17 protein-coding genes are annotated in these 17,363 nt (G+C 73.1%); 12 read left to right on the top strand and 5 right to left on the bottom strand.

Annotated elements, in window-relative coordinates; all coding sequences use genetic code 11:
* Window positions 1-56 precede the first annotated feature (56 nt).
* Window positions 57-527 (bottom strand): indole-3-glycerol phosphate synthase, encoded by a 471-nt coding sequence (locus AB0G74_RS27245; RefSeq protein WP_361151258.1) that lies wholly within the window; start codon window positions 525-527, stop codon window positions 57-59.
* A gap of 107 nt (window positions 528-634) precedes the next feature.
* Window positions 635-1,552 carry a pyrimidine reductase family protein gene (locus tag AB0G74_RS27240; protein ID WP_361151212.1) on the bottom strand — a complete coding sequence of 306 codons (918 nt, stop codon included), beginning with the start codon at window positions 1,550-1,552 and terminating at the stop codon, window positions 635-637.
* Window positions 1,553-1,589: 37 nt separating this feature from the next.
* Between AB0G74_RS27240 and zapE the strand changes: the two genes are divergently transcribed.
* The 3 genes from zapE to AB0G74_RS27225 all read left to right on the top strand — a co-directional run bounded on the left by zapE (window position 1,590) and on the right by AB0G74_RS27225 (window position 5,011).
* A complete protein-coding gene (gene zapE / locus AB0G74_RS27235; protein ID WP_361151209.1) occupies window positions 1,590-2,663 on the top strand; it encodes a cell division protein ZapE in 1,074 nt (357 codons plus the stop codon).
* Between the two features lie 213 nt (window positions 2,664-2,876).
* Window positions 2,877-3,302: an OsmC family protein gene (locus tag AB0G74_RS27230; protein ID WP_361151206.1), complete on the top strand. Its 426-nt coding sequence runs from the start codon at window positions 2,877-2,879 to the stop codon at window positions 3,300-3,302.
* Window positions 3,303-3,649: 347 nt separating this feature from the next.
* Window positions 3,650-5,011: an alkaline phosphatase PhoX gene (locus AB0G74_RS27225; protein ID WP_361151203.1), complete on the top strand. Its 1,362-nt coding sequence runs from the start codon at window positions 3,650-3,652 to the stop codon at window positions 5,009-5,011.
* A gap of 61 nt (window positions 5,012-5,072) precedes the next feature.
* On the opposite strand, the gene AB0G74_RS27220 is transcribed toward AB0G74_RS27225, so the two are convergent.
* The gene (locus tag AB0G74_RS27220; RefSeq protein ID WP_361151200.1) at window positions 5,073-5,300 is read right to left on the bottom strand and encodes a 4-Cys prefix domain-containing protein; all 228 of its coding nucleotides are present in this window, start codon (window positions 5,298-5,300) and stop codon (window positions 5,073-5,075) included.
* A 141-nt stretch (window positions 5,301-5,441) separates the two neighbouring features.
* Between AB0G74_RS27220 and AB0G74_RS27215 the strand changes: the two genes are divergently transcribed.
* Window positions 5,442-6,308, top strand: a complete 867-nt coding sequence (locus AB0G74_RS27215) for a polysaccharide deacetylase family protein (RefSeq protein ID WP_361151255.1) — start codon at window positions 5,442-5,444, stop codon at window positions 6,306-6,308.
* A gap of 30 nt (window positions 6,309-6,338) precedes the next feature.
* On the opposite strand, the gene AB0G74_RS27210 is transcribed toward AB0G74_RS27215, so the two are convergent.
* Window positions 6,339-6,539, bottom strand: coding sequence for a hypothetical protein (locus tag AB0G74_RS27210; protein ID WP_361151197.1), 201 nt, complete (start codon window positions 6,537-6,539; stop codon window positions 6,339-6,341).
* Between the two features lie 103 nt (window positions 6,540-6,642).
* Window positions 6,643-7,317, bottom strand: a complete 675-nt coding sequence (locus AB0G74_RS27205; protein WP_361151194.1) for an AIM24 family protein — start codon at window positions 7,315-7,317, stop codon at window positions 6,643-6,645.
* Window positions 7,318-7,558: 241 nt separating this feature from the next.
* Here AB0G74_RS27205 and AB0G74_RS27200 point away from each other — a divergent pair, with 241 nt between their 5' ends.
* The 8 genes from AB0G74_RS27200 (at window position 7,559) to AB0G74_RS27165 (ending at window position 17,267) form a co-directional block, all read left to right on the top strand.
* Complete coding sequence (locus AB0G74_RS27200; protein WP_361151252.1) at window positions 7,559-8,263, top strand: peptidyl-tRNA hydrolase; 705 nt, start codon at window positions 7,559-7,561, stop codon at window positions 8,261-8,263.
* Between the two features lie 570 nt (window positions 8,264-8,833).
* The gene (locus AB0G74_RS27195; RefSeq protein ID WP_361151191.1) at window positions 8,834-10,186 is read left to right on the top strand and encodes a DUF692 domain-containing protein; all 1,353 of its coding nucleotides are present in this window, start codon (window positions 8,834-8,836) and stop codon (window positions 10,184-10,186) included.
* A 4-nt stretch (window positions 10,187-10,190) separates the two neighbouring features.
* Window positions 10,191-11,180, top strand: a complete 990-nt coding sequence (locus tag AB0G74_RS27190; RefSeq protein WP_361151188.1) for a TIGR04222 domain-containing membrane protein — start codon at window positions 10,191-10,193, stop codon at window positions 11,178-11,180.
* A gap of 370 nt (window positions 11,181-11,550) precedes the next feature.
* Window positions 11,551-12,528 carry a TIGR04222 domain-containing membrane protein gene (locus AB0G74_RS27185; protein ID WP_361151185.1) on the top strand — a complete coding sequence of 326 codons (978 nt, stop codon included), beginning with the start codon at window positions 11,551-11,553 and terminating at the stop codon, window positions 12,526-12,528.
* Between the two features lie 111 nt (window positions 12,529-12,639).
* Window positions 12,640-13,608 (top strand): TIGR04222 domain-containing membrane protein, encoded by a 969-nt coding sequence (locus AB0G74_RS27180; RefSeq protein WP_361151182.1) that lies wholly within the window; start codon window positions 12,640-12,642, stop codon window positions 13,606-13,608.
* Window positions 13,605-14,663 (top strand): TIGR04222 domain-containing membrane protein, encoded by a 1,059-nt coding sequence (locus tag AB0G74_RS27175; RefSeq protein WP_361151179.1) that lies wholly within the window; start codon window positions 13,605-13,607, stop codon window positions 14,661-14,663. The genes AB0G74_RS27180 and AB0G74_RS27175 overlap by 4 nt, the downstream gene beginning before the upstream one ends.
* Window positions 14,664-14,728: 65 nt before the next feature.
* Window positions 14,729-15,493, top strand: a complete 765-nt coding sequence (locus tag AB0G74_RS27170; protein WP_361151176.1) for a TIGR04222 domain-containing membrane protein — start codon at window positions 14,729-14,731, stop codon at window positions 15,491-15,493.
* A 136-nt stretch (window positions 15,494-15,629) separates the two neighbouring features.
* On the top strand, window positions 15,630-17,267 hold the full coding sequence (locus AB0G74_RS27165; protein WP_361151173.1) for an alpha/beta hydrolase: 1,638 nt from the start codon (window positions 15,630-15,632) through the stop codon (window positions 17,265-17,267).
* Window positions 17,268-17,363: the final 96 nt, after the last annotated feature.

The following is a 17,363-nucleotide window of genomic DNA, read 5'->3' as shown; positions in this document are numbered from 1 at the left end:
TGTCTCTGCCTTCCGGTTCGGGTCTTCGGCCGGTCGCTCTCCGGCCTGGGACCACCCTATTCGCTGTGGGCGAAGAGCTTGAGCACCGGGACGCCGACCTTGTGGCGGGCCCGGGAGGCCCAGTCCCGGTGGAAGAACTCCTCCACGTAGTGCGGGGCGGTCAGCACGATGACCTCGTCGGCGTTGGAGTCGTCGACCACGGTCCTCAGCATGTCGAGGGGGTGGTCCTCGACGACCTGGCCGACGGCCTGGGACCCGGCGGCCCGCAGGGCGCGCAGGGAGTGTTCCAGGGCCAGCTCGGCGGGGGCGACGGCGGCCTCGCCCTCGGGTACGTCGCCCTCGCGCACGGCGTCCTTCAGTTCGCCGAGCGCCACATCGTCGATCGCCCGGAGCAGTACGTCGGCCTGGGCACCGCGGGGCTGCATCAGCACGACGAACGAGACGGCCTCGTCCCCATGGAGGGTTGTCACAAAATCCACATCGACGGACGTCAGGGGCTTCTCGATCATCAGTACGCTTGTGAACACGTTCAAGGGCCCTTCTGCGGAAACCATCCTTCCCCGTGACCGCACGGGGTCTGCGAGAGTAAGTCTGCCCAGCCGAAGCTAACCGGAACGGGAAATTCCGCTGATTGTCAGATGCGACGGTAACGGGTGAACAGGAACCCCGCCTCCTCCAGCACGGACACCAGTGCGAACCTCTCGGGAACGGTCACACCGGGGCCGTTGGTGATCCGCTGGGCGTCGCCCGCGGTCAGTACGGGCGCCACCGAAAGACACAGTTCGTCCAGGACACCGGCGGCCACGAACCCGCCCAGCAGCCTGGGGCCGCCCTCGGTGAGCTGCCGGGTCAGCCCACGGTCCGCCAGTGCCGCCACCGCCAGCGCCGGGTCGGCCCCGGGCCCGTCACCCGCGACCACGACCTCGGCGCCCGCCCGCTCGGCGGCCCGTACCCGCTCCGGCGCCGCCCCCGCACCGGTCAGGATCAGCGTCGGCACCAGCGGCTCGGTGAAGAGGGGCGCCGTGAAATCGAGGTCGAGCGATGCGCTGACCACCGCGATCGCCGGGGCGGGCGCCTGTCCGGCAGCGGCCCGGCGGGCCGCGAAAGCCTCCCGCGCCCTGGCGGGCCGGTACCCCTCGCGGCGTACCGTCTCGGCCCCCGCGATCACCACATCGCTCAGCGCCCGCAGTACCCCGAAGATCCGCATATCGGCCGGTCCCGAGAGCGGCTGCGACGCTCCCCCGTGCTGGGCAGCGCCGTCCAGCGACGACACCATGTTCGCCCGCAGCCACCGGCCGGGCGCCCCGCCGGTGCCGTCGGTTCCACTGATCCCGCCGGTCCCACCGGCCTCACGGGTCCCATTCGCCTCACCAGGCGGTACGGCTCCGACGGCTCGGGCCGCCTCCGCGGAATCAGCGGCTCCGGCGGCCGGGGCGGGCGCCTCGCCCTCTCCGATCAGGGTCGGATACGCATAGAGATCAGCCAGTTCGTCCAGCGACCACTCCCGGTCGTCGTCGGGTGTCTGATCGGTCACAGGGAGCAGGCGTCGCATGCCGTGCAGTCTCGCACGGCGCTTACAGTGGTGAACTGTGCCGACCCCTCCCACCAGCCCCATAGCCGCCGGCCCGCCTTCGCTGGCCGCGCGCCGCCCCCATATCTCCGTCGAGCTGCTGGTGGACGCGCTGGAGCCGCCGTGGCGCTTCGACACGGTCCGCTTCGATACCTACATCCCGGACCCGAACCACCCCAGCCAGGCCGAGGCCGTCACCCGACTGGCCGCCTTCGCCGCCGGGGTCGGCCGGGGAGGAGCGGACGGCAAGGGGCCGCGGCGCTGGTTCGCCCGTAAGCCCGCCGCGCCCACCGGCCCGCTCGGTATCTATCTCGACGGCGGCTACGGCGTCGGCAAGACCCATCTGCTGGCCTCGGTGTGGCACGCGGCGCCCGTCCCGAGCCACCGCAAGGCGTTCTGCACCTTCGTGGAGCTGACGAACCTGGTCGGCGCCCTGGGGTTCCAGGAGACGGTCCGGGTACTCGGCGACTACCGGCTGCTCTGTATCGACGAATTCGAACTCGACGACCCGGGCGACACCGTCCTCGTCTCGTCCCTGCTGTCGAAGCTGGTGACGGCCGGGGTGTCGCTGGCCGCCACCTCCAACACGCTGCCGGGGAAGCTGGGCGAGGGCCGGTTCGCCGCCGCCGACTTCCTGCGGGAGATCCAGGGCCTCTCCGCGCACTTCCAGCCGCTGCGGATCGACGGCGAGGACTACCGCCACCGGGGGCTGCCCGAGGCTCCGCCCCCGTACGCCGACGAGGTCGTCACCAAGACCGCGCGGACCACGGCCGGGGCGACCCTGGACCACTTCCCCCATCTGCTGGGGCATCTCTCCCAGATCCACCCCAGCCGCTACGGGAGGCTGATCGAGGGCGTCGAGCTGGTCTGTCTGACCGGGGTCGAGCCCGTGCCCGACCAGTCGACGGCGCTCCGGCTGGTCGTACTCGCCGACCGGCTCTACGACGCCGAGGTACCCGTGGTGGCCTCCGGGGTCCCCTTCGACCAGCTGTTCGGCGAAGAGATGCTCAACGGCGGCTACCGCAAGAAGTACTTCCGGGCGATCTCCCGGCTCACGGCGCTCGCCCGCGACGCCAAGGGGGCCGGCGGCTGAGTCCGCCGGACGCCCCGGCCGCCGGGTCCCGGCCGTACGGCGGCGGCCCCGGAAGCCGGCCGTCCGCCCCCGAACCGGCGCCCGGTACGGGGCGGACGGCGCCGAAAGCGGCCGGATACCGGCCCGCCACGGCCCGGCCGGTTTTCCCGCGCACCGCCCCGACCAGTAGGTTCAAGGGCGCAACCAGTGATCCATCAGAAGGGATTTCACACCATGGCCACGACTCGCACGGCGCACACGGTCTGGGAAGGCGATCTGCTGAAGGGCTCGGGTGAGGTCACCTTCGACTCGTCCGGTATCGGTACGCAGCCGGTCTCCTGGCCGTCCCGCGCCGAGCAGGCCAATGGCAAGACCAGCCCCGAGGAACTGATCGCCGCGGCCCACTCCAGCTGCTTCTCGATGGCGCTCTCGCACGGCCTGGCCGGGGCGGGCACCCCGCCCAACCGGCTGGAGACCAAGGCCGACGTCACCTTCCAGCCGGGTGAGGGCATCACCGGTATCCACCTCACCGTCCGCGGCGAGGTTCCGGGGATCGACGCGGAGGGCTTCGCCGCCGCCGCCGAGAACGCCAAGAAGAACTGCCCGGTGAGCCAGGCCCTGACCGGCACCACCATCACCCTCACCGCCGAACTGGCCTGATTCCGGCGTCCGGGGAACGGCTGAAGATCACCCGGAGAACATCAAGTTTCAGACTTCACAGCCGTACCGGTGACCCGCACGGTTCACGCACCCACCAGGTGCGTGTTACATACGTGCGGGTCACTTTTTGCGTCCCGGATCACTTCCGCCCTGTTCTCCCCGCCCTGACCACCGTCTTCACCCACGTCCCCGCCCCGTTCGATCCCCGTCCCCGCCCCGGACAGGCCCCGGCCGTACGGACCGCGGCCGGCTCGGCGGGCCCGTACGTCCCCGCATGTCTCCGTACGACTCCGCGTCGCCGCGGATCTCCGTCAGTCGTTTTCCTGTCCGCCACAGGGAGTTGCCTCATGTCGGAAACCACACGTCGTGACGTTCTCGCCGGAACCGGCGCGCTGGGCGCGTCGATAGCCTTCGCCGGAGCGCTCACCGAACTCTTCGCCGGTACGGCCGCCGCCCACGGCCGGGCGGGCTACGGCCCACTCGTCCCCGACCCGGCCGGACTCCTCGATCTGCCCAGGGGCTTCCGCTATACGGTGCTCTCCCGGGAAGGGCAGCCGATGCGCTCCGGGGAGGGGCCGGTACCGAGCAGCCACGACGGCATGGCCGCCTTCGCCGGACGCGGCGGCCGGACGTATCTCGTCCGCAACCATGAGAACGACGCCAACGACCCGCTGCCCGTACCGACGGTGCCGGGGCTGACCTACGACCCGGCCGCCACCGGCGGCTGTACGGTCCTCGAACTCGACGACGACCACCGGGTGCTCTCGGAGCGGGTCGCGATCGCCGGAACCGCGGTGAACTGCGCGGGCGGCCCCACCCCCTGGAACACCTGGCTCACCTGCGAGGAGGACGAGAGTCGGGCCGGTGAGGACGGCTACACCAAGGACCACGGCTTCGTCTTCGAGGTCGACGGCGCCGACCCGCACAGATCCGGCGCCGTACCGCTGACCGCGATGGGCCGGTTCCAGCACGAGGCCGTCGCGGTCGACCCCAGGACGGGAGTCGTCTACCAGACCGAGGACGCCAGGCGCCCCTTCGGCCTCTTCTTCCGCTTCCTCCCCGACCGGCCCCTCGGCGGGCCGGGTTCCCTCCGCGCGGGCGGCAGACTGGAGGCGATGCGGGTCCCCGGTCTCGCCGATCTCTCGGCGGTCACCGAGCCGGGAGAGTCGTTCGACCGGGTCGAATGGGTGCCGGTGCCCGACAGCCAGGCCGTCACCACCTCCGTACGCGCCCAGGACTACGGCCCCGGTGGCATCACCCGGGCCCAGAAGCTGGAAGGGGCCTGGTGGGGCGGCCGTTCGGTGTACTTCGTCTCCAGCTACGCCCGCAGCAGCCAGGGCTCGGCCGCCGACCACTTCGGCCAGGTGTGGAAGTACGAGCCGCACCGGCGGCGGCTCACCCTCGTCGTGATCTTCGGTCCGGGGCATGACGTCCAGACCCCCGGCGAGTCCCCCGACAACATCTGTCTGGCCCCCGGCGGCAATCTGATGGTCTGCGAGGACGGCGGCGGCGCCCAGCACGTGTACGGGGTCTCGCGGCGGGGCGAGATCTACGAGATGGCCCGCAACCGGCAGAACATCGGCACGCCCGAACTTCCCAAGTGGGGCGAGTTCGCCGGGGTGGTCTTCTCGCCGGACCGCGAGACGATGTTCGTCAACTGCTACCGCCCCGGTACGACCTTCGCCGTCACCGGCCCCTGGCACGACTGACGGCTCCCCGGACCTCCGGGACCCGGCCCTTGGGCTGGCCGGGTCCCGGAGGTCCGGTCCGTCACGCCACCGGCAGGGCCGTACCGCAGCGGGAGCAGAACCGGGCGCCGATGTGCTCGGCGGGGCGGTCGCAGCCGGGACAGATCCGGCTGAGCAGACAGGCCGCTTCGCCGCCCTCGTCCCGGGGCGAGGTGGACGGGGCGGATTCGGCGGGCTCGGCGGCGCCGGGATCGGGATCGTTGGGGCGGACGGGTTCTCCGGCGGGGGACGCCGTGGGACGCGCGGACATCGGGGAACCTCCTGAGCCGTTGTCACGGACCGTACGGGTGCCCGGGGCACCCGCTCGGGTGGACAGCCTGGCCCGGTTCACGACACGGCCGCAACAGGACCGTCCACCATCCCGATGATCATTTATTTTCCTTCCGTGATGATGAACGTACGTTCGGCGGTGTCCGCAGCCGTGTCCGTGGCCGTGGCGGGCGCCCTCCTGGCCGGGTGTGCCGGGGACTCCGGCGCTCCGGCCCGCCCCGCCCCGCCCCCGGCGAAGGCGCGGGAGAAGGCGACCGCGGCCCCCGCCCAGGCAGTCCCGCGACTGGCACCGGGCCCCGGCGGCTCCGCCCCGGTCTTCAACCGGTCGGCCGTCCCCGCCGACCGGGCGGAGAAGACCGTCGCCCTCACCTTCGACGCCGATATGACCGCCGACCAGGGGCCGCGCGCGGCCCGCGGCGAACGCTTCGACAACCCCGGACTCATCGACGCGCTCCGCACCCTCGACGTCCCGGCCACGGTCTTCATGACGGGCCGCTGGGCGGAGGAGTATCCGGACCAGGCACGGGCGATCGGCACGGATCCCCGCTTCGAGGTGGCCAACCACTCCTACAGCCACCACGCCTTCGCCTCCCCCTGCTACGGGCTGCCCGCCGTGGCGGCGAAGGACATGCGGAGCGACGTGGACCGGGCCTTCGCCGCGTTCCGGGCCGCGGGCGCGCGGAACGTCGTACCGTACTTCCGCTTCCCCGGCGGCTGCCACGACACGGCGGCGCTGCGCGCGATCGGCCCGGCCGGGGTGACGGCGGTGCAGTGGGACGTGGTCGGCGGCGACGCCTTCGCGACGGACGCGGACGCGGTGGCCGAGCAGGTCCTGGCGGGGGTGCGGCCCGGTTCGGTGGTGGTCCTGCACTGCACTCGCAGCGCCGCGCCGACGACGGAGGCGGCGATCAGGAAGATCGTCCCCGAGCTGCGGCGCAGGGGCTACCGCATGGTGAAGGTCTCCGAGCTGATGCGCTCGGCGCGCTGAGCCGCGGGCGCTCCGCCTCCCCGGGCGGGCTCAGCCGGAACAGGCCGTGCGCTGTGCCTCCTGCCACTCGCAGACCGGGCAGAGCGTGGCGCCCTTGGCCGACTCCGGATACTCGGTCGGCTCCCGGCACAGCACGCACTCCGCGAACGGCGGTCCCCCGGCTTCCGGCGTTCCGGCCTCCCGGCCCCCGGGCGCCGACGGTCCGCTGTCGCAGTACGACGAGGTGTCCATACCTCCGAGGATACGACCGGGCATACGCCCGGGGCCCGGCACCGCGTACGGCACCGGGCCCCGGGCGCGGGCATCCGGGGCGCGGCGGCCACCGCGCCCGGTGTCAGTTGCCGGTCTTCTGCGGAACCAGCTCGCTCGGGCGGACGATGACGAAGCCCTCGCCCGACAGCACCAGCTGTACCGCCTCGCCGGAGCCGCCGCGGATCATGGAACCGACGGACTGGGAGCGGTGCAACGAGGTGTCCAGGTTGGCGCTCCAGCCGACGACCGCGTCGGTGTCCACGTACACCGGCTGCTGGGCCGAGACCGGAATGACGATCGGATTGCCCTCACAGATCACGGCGAGCTTGCCGTATCCGGTGAAGACACTGTTGAAGAGGCCGCCACCGGTCATACCGGCGCCCTTCACCGTCTTGATCTCGTACGAGAGCGTGGCGTCGAAACAGAGGACGTTGCGGCCGTTGATGGTGAGCGCGTCACCGTGCTCGATCTCGACGATGAAGCAGTTCGCGGCCTCGTGGGCGAACCATGCCTCGCCCTGCCCCTTGACCACCATCAGCGGCAGACCCTCACCGGTGACGGCACGCTTCAGCATGCCGCCCAGGCCCTGGCTCTTCCGCTCGAACTGGAGATTGCCCCGGTAGGCGACCATCGAGCCCTGGCGGGCGTGCATCTCGCCGTTGACGGCGTACTTGACCGATTTGGCGTTCTGCTGGGTCAGGCCCGGCTGCGTCGCGGGCTGAGCCATGTTCTCGGTGGAGAAGAGGTCACTTTTCATACCGGGCATCCTCACCCGGACGGGCGGTTTACGCCAAGAATCGTGTACGCGTGGACATGTGGGTTCGCCGGGCGGTCCGGGTGACCGGATCGGGCGGGGGGACGGGCGGCGGGCGGGCGGCAGAGCCGGGCGGGGTACCGGGGCTGGCAGACTGGACGGGGTGAGCAGCGATTCGACCCCTTCCGGTACGGCCCCGACTCCCCCGGCGTCTTCCGCCGTTCCGCCGCCCGTACCGCCGCCGGTGCCGCCGTCCACCTCGCCGTTCCGGCACGAGGAGACCGACCGCGACGAAGCCCGGCAGTTCGTGCTGCCGCTGCTCGCCCGGATCGAGAAGGCCGCGCCGCCCACCCGTACCGACGCGCTGGAGACGGCCGCCCGCGCCGTGCTGACGATCCTCGCCGACGAGCGGTCCCACGGCGACGGTGAATGGGCCCGCGCGATGCGCGACTGGCAGGACGCCCGGATCCGCAAGGTGGTGCGCCGGGCGCGCGGCGCGGAGTGGCGGCGGGCGTCGGAGCTGCCCGGGATCACGGTCACCGGCGAGACGGCCGAGGTCCGCGTCTATCCGCCGGTACCGCTCGACGGCTGGCCGAAGGAGCTGGCCAAACTCCAGGTCTCCGGTACGGAGCTGGCCGACCCCGAGCCCCCGGGACCGCCCGCCGCCGGGATCCCCGTCCTCTGGCTCAATCCGGCGGTCGAGATGTCCGCGGGCAAGGCGATGGCCCAGGCCGGGCACGGGGCGCAGCTCGCGTGGTGGGAGCTGGGCGACGCGGAGCGCGCGGCATGGGCGGAGAACGGCTTCGCCCTCGCGGTCCGTACGGCCCCGAAGGACCACTGGGACTCGCTGGTGGCGGCGGGGTTGCCGGTGGTCAGGGACGCGGGCTTCACGGAGATCCCCGCGAACTCCCCCACGGTGGTGGCCTCCCACCCGGCACTCCACCCCTGACCCCCGACGCCCTTCGGCGACAGGGGGGACCCCGGAGCCTGTGAGCGGTCCCCACTCGTCGTTGCCGACCGCGCGCCGTCGTGGGCCGTTCGCGCAGTTCCGCTCCCTATGCCTTCGGCAATGGGGGGACCCCCAGCGCCTCGACCCTTCGGGGCACCGCCCGAACTACCCGATTCCCGCCCGGCGACCTGACGTTGTCGACGGTCCGCACCACCACCGTGGCTGTTCGCGCAGTTCCCCGCGCCCCTGGGTTGCCCTCCTGACCGCCCTCGACGAGAGGCGGCCCCTCTTTTTCAGGGCGGCGCTCGGGAGAGGCATTTAGGGGCTCGGGGAACTGCGAGACAAGCCACAGACGGGCGGCGCCCCGGACACGAAACGGCTGCGCGAGCGACCGGCGGCGGAGCGCGGTCGGATAGCGGACCCGGTGTCGCGGCAAAGATGCGCCCCGCGCGCGGGAACCTCAATTCCAGCTCTGAACGTCCCAGTTGCGGGGTTCACCGCCGCCCGGTGGGGCCATAGTTCGTACACATACGCGGGGGCGTAACGTTCAGGGACCAGGGGGAGGAAACGATGCGGCACGGCATACTCGGCACCGGCATCGGCTGGCGGCCCGAGATCGCGGAGACGGTGGAGCGCCTGCCGGGCGTCGACTGGGTCGAGGTGGTGGCGGAGAACGTCTGCCCCGGCCATCTCCCCGAGTCCGTCGAGCGGCTGCGCGCCCGGGGCGTGACCGTCGTCCCGCACGGGGTGTCCCTGGGGCTCGGCGGGGCCGACCGGCCCGACGAGCGGCGGCTCAAGGATCTCGCCGAGCGGGCGGAGGCGCTGGGTTCGCCGCTGGTGACTGAGCACATCGCGTTCGTCCGCGCGGGCGGTCCGCTGACCGCTTCGCAGCACTTGGAGGCGGGTCATCTGCTGCCGGTGCCCCGGACCAGGGACGCCCTCGCGGTGCTCTGCGAGAACGTCAGGATCGCCCAGGACTCGCTGCCGGTGCCGCTGGCGCTGGAGAACATCGCCGCGTTGATCGCCTGGCCGGGCGAGGAGATGTCGGAGGGGCGGTTCCTGGCGGAGCTGGTGGAGCGGACCGGCGTACAGCTGCTGATCGATGTCGCCAATCTGCATACCAACTTCGTCAACCGGGGCGAGGATCCGGCGAAGGCGCTGGCGGAGCTGCCGGTGGAGGCGATCGCGTACGTCCATGTCGCGGGCGGGGTCGAGCGGGACGGGGTCTGGCACGACACTCACGCGCATCCGGTGCCGGAGCAGGTCCTCGACGTACTGCGTGAGCTGACGTCGCGGGTCGCGCCGCCGGGGGTGCTGCTGGAGCGGGACGACGACTTCCCGCCGGAGGCCGAGCTGGCGTCCGAGCTGGCCACGATCCGCTCGGTGCTGGAGTCGTCGCGCCCGCCGAAGCGGAATCCGGCTCCCGGGTCGCAGCCGGACGGGTCGCGGCCGGACGGGCCGGAGCCGGAGTCCGTGCCCCCGGCCGCCCGGACTGCCGCCCCGGCGGCGGACGAGGCCGCGCGGGAGCGGCTGGGCATCGCCCAGGCCGCGCTGCTGTCGGCGCTGGTCGCCGGGACTCCCGCGCCGGAGGAGTTCGATCAGCGCAGGCTGCGGGTGCAGAGCCGGGCGCTGGCGGTGAAGCGGTCGCGGGTGGTGGCGAAGATCGCGCCGGAGCTGCCGGAGATCCTGGGCCGGGAGTACCGGGCGGCGTTCCTCGCCTATGCCAGGAACCGGCCCATGCGGTCGGGTTACCGGCGGGACGCCATGTCGTTCGCCGAGCATCTGCTGGTCGAGGGGCGTCCCGGGGATCCGGCGGCCCGGGAGCGGCTGACGCGCTGGTGGCAGGAGCGGGCGGGCGTCCGTCCGCGCCGCCGTACGGACCGGATCTTCCGCGCGGCGCGTGCCGTGCTCGTCAGGAGGTGACCCTGTGGAACTGGGTACCGTTTCCGTCCTGGTGAACGTCGTCGTCGGCGTTCTGACGGTCTGGATCCTCGTCGAGGGGATCACCACGCACCGCCGCCACCGGCGCGGCCACGGGACGAAGGTCGTCGTGGAGGACGCGTACGACGCGGCGTTCCTCGGCGGCGGCCCGCTGCGGGCCGTGGACGCCGCGCTCGCCACGATGAGCGCCGACGGCCGGATCCGGATCGCCGAGCCCGGCATCGTCACCGTCGAGCGGGCGGAGGCCCACGATCCGGTGGAGCGCGCGGTGCTGGACGCCGCCGACGTGGTACCGGACGGCGCGCTGAACACCCTGCGGCACACGGCGGCGCGTTCGTCCGTGGTGCAGCGGATCGGTTCCGGCCTCGCGGACAAGGGGCTGATGGTTCCGCCCGCCCGGGACCGCCGGGTGATCCGCGGCTGGGGCGGTTTCCAGGCGGGGCTGTTCTTCTGGGGCATCCTCGGCTCGATCGCGGTCACGGTGGTGAGCTATCTCCGCGACTGGGACGGTGTGAACGGCCCGTTCGTGCTGTACGTGGGCCCCGGGCTGCTGGTCGGTCTGATCGTGTCGGCCCTGGTCGCGGACAAGGCGAGCGACCGGCTGACCGGTAACGGGGTACGGGTCCTCGACGCGTACCGGACGCGGCACAAGGAGCCGGAGACACCGGCCGGGCGGGTCGCCGTCCTGGGGCTCGGCGGGGTCCAGGACAGCACGGTACGCACGCTGATGGTGGCCGCCGCCGCCGTGGGAGTCGTCGCGCTCGCCGCGGGGCCGGCGGTCGCCGCCGGGGGCTCCGGTGAGTCGGTGGGCTCTGGTGAATCCGCCGGGGAGTCCTGGTGCGGCGGCGACGCGGCCAAGAGCTGCGGCGGAAGCGTCGACAACCGGGGCGGTGCGAGCTGCGGCGGCGACGGCGGGGGTGGTGGTGACGGCGGCTGTGGTGGCGGCTGCGGCGGTTGCGGAGGATGTGGCGGCTGATCCCGCCGTGATAACGACATTCCCGGCGCACGGGCCGATCGGGGCCCGTACGGTACCCGTACCCCCTACCTGTAGCTGAAGCCGTAGCGGTTCCGGCGCCGCGCGTCGTCGGGACGCGCCGTCGACCGCGCGTCCCGAGGCGATCGCCGTACGCCGATGGCCGTGCCGTGCGCGTAGCCGGGTCGCCGGATCGTCGCGTCGTGACCTGGTCCCCCGCTGTCCACCCGAAGGGATTCCCGTCCCTCCGGGTGCTCAGTACACCCGTCGACACCCCCCGCGGACGTACCGGCGTACCCGGTCACGGCCTCGCGGGCCTTACAACACCCTGTTCACCGCTCCATCCCTATGAATTCGAGTCAGGAGGTGCCCCATGAGCACCGTGTCAACAGCACTCCTCCTCGACGGGGTCCTGGTCGTCCTCACGGCGGCCCTCGTCATCAGCGCGTTCGCCATCCGGCCCCGGGCCACGGAGCCCCGGCGGCGAGATCCCGACCACTACGAGGCCGCCTTTCTGACGGGCGGTCCGGCCCGGGTCGTGGACGCCGCCGTGGCGGACATGATCGCCACCGGACGGCTGCGGGTCGTCGTCCCCGGCCTCGTCGCCGTCACCGGCGAGGCCCCCGCCGACCCCGTACAGCAGGCCGTCGTCACGGCGCTGGGCGGTTCGGGCAGCGGGGCACTGGGAGACGTACGGCGCGAGGTGGCACTCTCCCCCGTGGTCCAGGAGATCGGCGACCGGCTGGCTCGCGGCGGGCTGCTGGCCCGGCCCGGGTCCGGCCGCCGCACCGTCCGCCGCTGGGCGATCGCCCAGGTGATCCTGCTGGCCGCGGCCATCCCGGCGGTCGTCCTGTGGACGGTCTTCGGCTACGACGGCGGCATACCCCTGGCCGCGATGGTCGTCCCGCTGATCATCCCCTGTCTGATAGTGGCCGCCTTCGTCATGGCCACGCTCCCGCCGCGAACGACCAACGCCGGGCGGAAGGCGGTACTCGCCTACCGGCTCCAGTACTCGTCCACGACCCTGCCCGGTGTCGGGGTCGCCCTGCGCGGTCCCCGCGGCGCCGCCGACGACCGGACCCGTGAAGTGCTGCTCGCCGCCGCGGCGGTGCCGATCGCACTGCCCGTCGCGGCCGGTGGGGGCGGGGTCACGGCAACCGTCTGGTGCGGCAGCGGCTCCGCCGGGGACTCCTCGTACGGCGGAAGCGGCGGAGGCTCCTCCTGCGGAGGCGGCGGGGGTTCGTCGTGTGGAGGCGGTGGCGGCTCCTCCTGCGGCGGAGGCGGGGGCGGTTCCTCCTGCGGCGGAGGCGGCGGCTCGTCCTGCGGAGGCGGAGGCGGCGGCGGGGGCTGAGCACCCGCGCGGTCGTCTTCCCGTATCGGCGTCATCTCGCCCCGCACGGTGCTCGGGCGGGTCCGGACCGACCCGCCCGAGCCTTTCGGAGCGGCCGACAGGAGGCACCCCATGAACATCGACATGGACATCGGCACCTTGGCGGCCGTCTCGGCCGCAGCGCTCATCGCCGCGCTCTCGGCGGCCGTGACCGGCTCCGCCGTGGTCACCGCCAGGCGGCCCGTCAAGGGCGGGCGGGCCGATATCGACGACCTCTACGAAGCGGCCTTCCTCAGCGGCGGGCCGGGCCGGGTCGCGGACACCGCGATCATCCGGCTCCACACCGACGGGATGCTCACCGTCGCCCACCCCGGTGTGATCACCCCGAGCCGCACGGACACCACCGTCGCCGGGGAGATCCCGCGGACCGTGCTCGACACCGTCCGGACCGCCGAGAGCGGCGCGATCGGCGCGCTGCGGAACCAGGTCGCCACCTCACCCGCCGTCCAGGGGCTCGGCGACGAACTCGCCGGCCGCGGGCTCCTGATCCGTCCCAGCCGGGCGCGCGAGGCCGTGAACCGCTGGGCCGGAATCCAGTACCTCGCCTTCAGCGCCGGTGTCCCGGTCTCCCTCGGTCTCGTCGCCTTCTTCTTCGATTCCGCCGCCGCGATACCTCTGATCGTCCTCCCCCCGCTCCTCCTCATCGGTGTGCTGCTCGCCCGGTTCGCCAGGGCCCGGGCGCGGACCAGGATCTCCCCCGAGGGTCGCTCCGCCTTGCGGCTGTACGCGGGCCGGCACAACCGGACCGTGAACCCCGGGGTCCTGATGGCCGTCAAGGGACCGAAGTCGGTCGAGGACCCGATCGTCAGAAGGCTCATGATGGGCGCGGCAGGGGTGCCGTACTTCGCCACGACGGGCCAGAGCTTCTACACCGGCGGCCCGAACGGCCCCGTCACCTGGTGCTCGTCCGACTCGGGCGGCGGTGGGGGCTGTGGCGGCTCGGCCGGTGGAGGCGGCGACGGTGGCGGCGGGGGAAGCGGGGGCTCCTGCGGGGGTTCGTCGTGCGGTGGAGGCGGCGGCTGCGGAGGAGGAGGCGTATGAACGACATCATTGCCCAGTGGTACCGGGACATCCCGTTCATGGTCCCTGCCCTCAAGGTCATCACCGCCCTCACCCTGCTGCTGGTGGTCGCGTCGGCGGTGACCCGCCGTCTCGGGGCAGGGTGGGCCCGGGGCGCAAACCGGCGGGTCACCGACGTCTACGAAGTGGCCTTCCTCAGCGGCGGCCCCGCCCGGGTGGCCGATACCGCCATCGACGCCCTGCACCCCGGCATCATCGATATCGCCCCACCGGGGATCGCCGTCCGGCGCAAGAGGCGACTCTCGCATCCCGTGACCCGGGCCGTCCTCGAACAGGCCGACGGCGCCGAGACTTTGCCCCTCGCCGCGTTGCGCCGCTCCGTCGCGCTCTCCCCGGCCGTCCAGGCCATCGGCGACGACCTCGCCGCCCGAGGACTCCTGGCCCGCCCGTCACGGGCCCGCCGCGTCGTGAATCGCTGGGCCCGGCTTCAGCACGCCGGGCTGCTGTGCTGCCTTCCCGTCTCGTTCGTCCTGACCTTCGTCACCGCCTTCGGTATGGAGATCGCGGGCGTACCGTTCCTCTTTCTGACGCTGCCCGTCCTCATTCCGGCGGCCATAGTCGCCCATCGCTGCGCGGTGCTGACCCGCGGCAGGATCACCCCCGCCGGGCGCCGGGCGCTGCGAAGGTACGTCCGCGAGCCCGGCCTCGGCCGACGAGCCGGGGTGGCGCTGAACGGACCCCGCGCGGCCGGCTCCACCATCCGGAGTTCGATGGTGGCCGCCGCGGCCGTCCCCATCGCCGGGGTCGCCGTCGACGCGGGGGCATCCGGTGGCGGCGGCGCGGGCGAGGTCAACTGGTGCGGCGGTGACACCGGAGACTCGGGGTGCGGCGGGAGTTCCTGCGGCGGAGGCGGCTCGGCCTGCGGAGGCGGCAGTGGCGGCGGAGGCGGCGGGTCCTCGTGCGGCGGCAGCAGTGGCGGCGGCGGATTCTCCTGCGGCGGCTCGTCGTCCGGCGGCGGAGGTTCCTCCTGCGGCGGGGGCGGCGGCGGCTCCGCCTGCGCCTCCGTGAGCGTCTGAAGCCGAGGCGTCCACTGGGTGAAAACCCGTGGCGACCCCGGCCCCTCGTCGCGTACAACACGCCAATGCTCCGGATCCTTCTGCTCGTCGCCGCCTGGGCCACCGCCGCGGTGGCCTGTACCCGGCTGTGCGCCGCCGCCGTGGCCGCCGCCCGGACCCCGGCCCGCCGGGCCCTCCGCCCGCCGCGGGCGCTCACCCTCCACGAGGCCGCCTTCCTCTCCGGCGGCCCCGGCCGGGTCATGGACGTCACCCTGGTCGCGATGCACCGCCGCCGGGCGCTGCTGCTCGCCCATACCGGCTGGGCCACCGTCGTCGACGCCAGGACCGACGACGTACTGGAGCGTTCGGTGATCCGGGCGATAGGACCGGCGGGTCACCAGGCCAGGACGGACGCCGTCCGCCGGGCCGCCGGATCCGCCGACGCCGTGCGCGCCATCGCCGACCGGCTGACGGGCGCCGGACTGGCCGTCCCCGACACCGCCAGGACCCGCTCGGCCGCGGCGGTACGGGGCATCCGCACCGCCGCCTTCGCCGTACCGGCCCTCGCGGTGACCGCGTTGGCGCTGCCGGGCGGCGGCGGGCCGCCCGGACCCGCGGTGCTGGCCTGGTTCGCCCTGCCGCTGCTGCTCACCCTCAGCGCCCTGCTGATCGGCCGGATCGAGGTACGGCCCTATCTCGACTGGGCGTCCCCCGAGGGCCGGACGGCGCTTTCGGGGCCGATCGCCGCACCGGAGGGCGCCGAGCGGGAGCGGCTCACGGCGCTCGCCGTCGGCGGCCCCGGCACCCTCGACGATCCGCTGCTGCGCCGGGCGCTCGACGGCGGCAGGTAGGGGCGCGCGGCGCACCGTACGGCGCATCGGGGTCATTGGCCGCGACACCGGACAAAGGTGCTTTACAGCTCGACACATACCCCGAAAAATCCCTTGACCGTATGTCATACACCGTCGGCGGAGAGGGATACCGGACGTGAGGACACGAGGGGTGGGATACGGGCTGGTGGCAGCCCTGGGGTCGCTGGCCCTGTCGGCGCTGACGGTTCCGGCCGCGAGTGGTACGGCCACCGGGCCCGCCGCCGGTCTCCGGGTCGGCCCGCCGGACCCGGAGACCCTGGGCACCGCGGTCGCCGCCGAACGGGCCGCCGCGAAGGGCATCGTGTTCGGGCCGTGCCCGGACTCCGAGGGCCTGCCGGAGACCGTCGGCTGCGGCACGGTCGAGGTCCCCCTCGACTACGCCGACCCGGACGGCACCCGGATCTCCCTGACCGTCAGCCGGATCGCCGCCGCCGGTGAACCAGCCGAGCACCAGGGCGCGCTGGTCTACAACCCGGGCGGCCCCGGCGGCTCCGGTATGTTCTTCCCGCTGGTCGGCCAGTTGGACGCGTTCAAGGGCATCGCCCGCGCCTACGACCTGGTCGGCTACGCCCCGAGGGGGGTGGCCCGGTCGGCGCCGATCTCCTGCGAGGAGCCGTCGGCGCACATCAAGGCCCCGTCGGCTTCGGAGACGTACCCCTCCCGGGCGTTCAAGCGGGAGCGGGTCGCGGAGGCCAGGGCGTACGCGGAGGGCTGTGTCCGCCGCTCGGGCCCGGCGCTGCGCCACTACACGTCCCTCAACAACGCCCGCGATCTGGATGTGTTGCGGGCGGCGCTCGGCCAGGAGCGGCTGACGTTCATGGGCGCCTCCTACGGCACCTACTTCGGCGCCCTGTACGCCACGATGTTCCCCTCGCACGTCCGCCGGATGGTCTTCGACTCGGCGGTGCACCCGGGCGTGGAGAAGATCTGGTACCGCAGCAATCTCGACCAGTCGTTCGCGTTCGAGGCCCGCTGGGCGGACTTCCGGGCCTGGGTCGCCCGGCACGACGACGTCTTCGGCCTGGGCACCACGCCCGGGGCGGTGGCCCGCCGCTACGACGAGGTGAAGGCCCGGCTCGCGAAGGAACCGGCGGGCGGTCTGGTCGGCCCGGCGCAGCTCCAGTCGGCCTTCCTGGGCGCCGGTTACTACGACGACTACTGGCCCGCGCGGGCGAAGGCGCTCTCCGAGTATCTGCGGGGCAACGAGAAGCCGCTGGTCCAGCAGGCGGCGCCGAAGAGGGAGTGGGCGGCGGAGTCGGAGAACTCCCGGGCCGTCTACACGGCGAACCTCTGCAACGACGCGCCCTGGCCCACCGACTGGGCGGTCTGGGAGCGGGACAACGACGCCCTGGCCCGCGAGGCGCCGTTCGAGACCTGGGACAACGCCTGGATGAATCTGCCGTGCGCGTTCTGGGCGCCGCCCCGGCAGCGGCCACTGGAAGTGCGGACCCGCTGGGGCGCGCTGCCGCCGGTACTGATCCTGGCCGCGGAGCGGGACGCGGCGACCCCGTACGAGGGGGCGAAGGAGTTGGCGCGGCGGCTGAAGGGCGCGGTCCTGATCACCGAGGAGGACGCGGGCACCCACGGCATCGGCGGCGGCTCGAACGACTGCGTCAACGCGTATCTGGAGGACTATCTGGTGCGCGGCGAGGCGCCGGTGCGGCGCGCGTCGTGCGCGCCGCACCCGGAGCCCGACCCGGTGTCGCTGGAGCGACGGTTGCCGCAGCCGGTGCTGCCGCGTCCCGCCCTCTGATCTTCCGGGCCAACGGAGGCGGCCCGCGCGGACCCGCCTCCGGTTCACTGCCGGGGACGACGCGGCCCCCGGACCTCCTCCGCGGAGAATCTTCTC

The sequence above is a fragment of the Streptomyces sp. NPDC020875 genome, assembly GCF_040641415.1.
In the GTDB taxonomy this organism is placed as follows: domain Bacteria; phylum Actinomycetota; class Actinomycetes; order Streptomycetales; family Streptomycetaceae; genus Streptomyces.
The sequence above is the reverse complement of the archived record's forward strand: the minus strand, read 5'-3'. Positions and strand labels throughout refer to the sequence as shown.

Coding starts and splice junctions, on each gene's coding strand:
- AB0G74_RS27240 (WP_361151212.1), bottom strand. CDS start 1,552: ATGCGACGCCTGCTCCCTGTGACCGATCAGACACCCGACGACGACCGG.
- AB0G74_RS27230 (WP_361151206.1), top strand. CDS start 2,877: ATGGCCACGACTCGCACGGCGCACACGGTCTGGGAAGGCGATCTGCTG.
- AB0G74_RS27225 (WP_361151203.1), top strand. CDS start 3,650: ATGTCGGAAACCACACGTCGTGACGTTCTCGCCGGAACCGGCGCGCTG.
- AB0G74_RS27220 (WP_361151200.1), bottom strand. CDS start 5,300: ATGTCCGCGCGTCCCACGGCGTCCCCCGCCGGAGAACCCGTCCGCCCC.
- AB0G74_RS27215 (WP_361151255.1), top strand. CDS start 5,442: ATGAACGTACGTTCGGCGGTGTCCGCAGCCGTGTCCGTGGCCGTGGCG.
- AB0G74_RS27210 (WP_361151197.1), bottom strand. CDS start 6,539: ATGGACACCTCGTCGTACTGCGACAGCGGACCGTCGGCGCCCGGGGGC.
- AB0G74_RS27205 (WP_361151194.1), bottom strand. CDS start 7,317: ATGAAAAGTGACCTCTTCTCCACCGAGAACATGGCTCAGCCCGCGACG.
- AB0G74_RS27195 (WP_361151191.1), top strand. CDS start 8,834: ATGCGGCACGGCATACTCGGCACCGGCATCGGCTGGCGGCCCGAGATC.
- AB0G74_RS27185 (WP_361151185.1), top strand. CDS start 11,551: ATGAGCACCGTGTCAACAGCACTCCTCCTCGACGGGGTCCTGGTCGTC.
- AB0G74_RS27180 (WP_361151182.1), top strand. CDS start 12,640: ATGAACATCGACATGGACATCGGCACCTTGGCGGCCGTCTCGGCCGCA.
- AB0G74_RS27175 (WP_361151179.1), top strand. CDS start 13,605: ATGAACGACATCATTGCCCAGTGGTACCGGGACATCCCGTTCATGGTC.
- AB0G74_RS27170 (WP_361151176.1), top strand. CDS start 14,729: ATGCTCCGGATCCTTCTGCTCGTCGCCGCCTGGGCCACCGCCGCGGTG.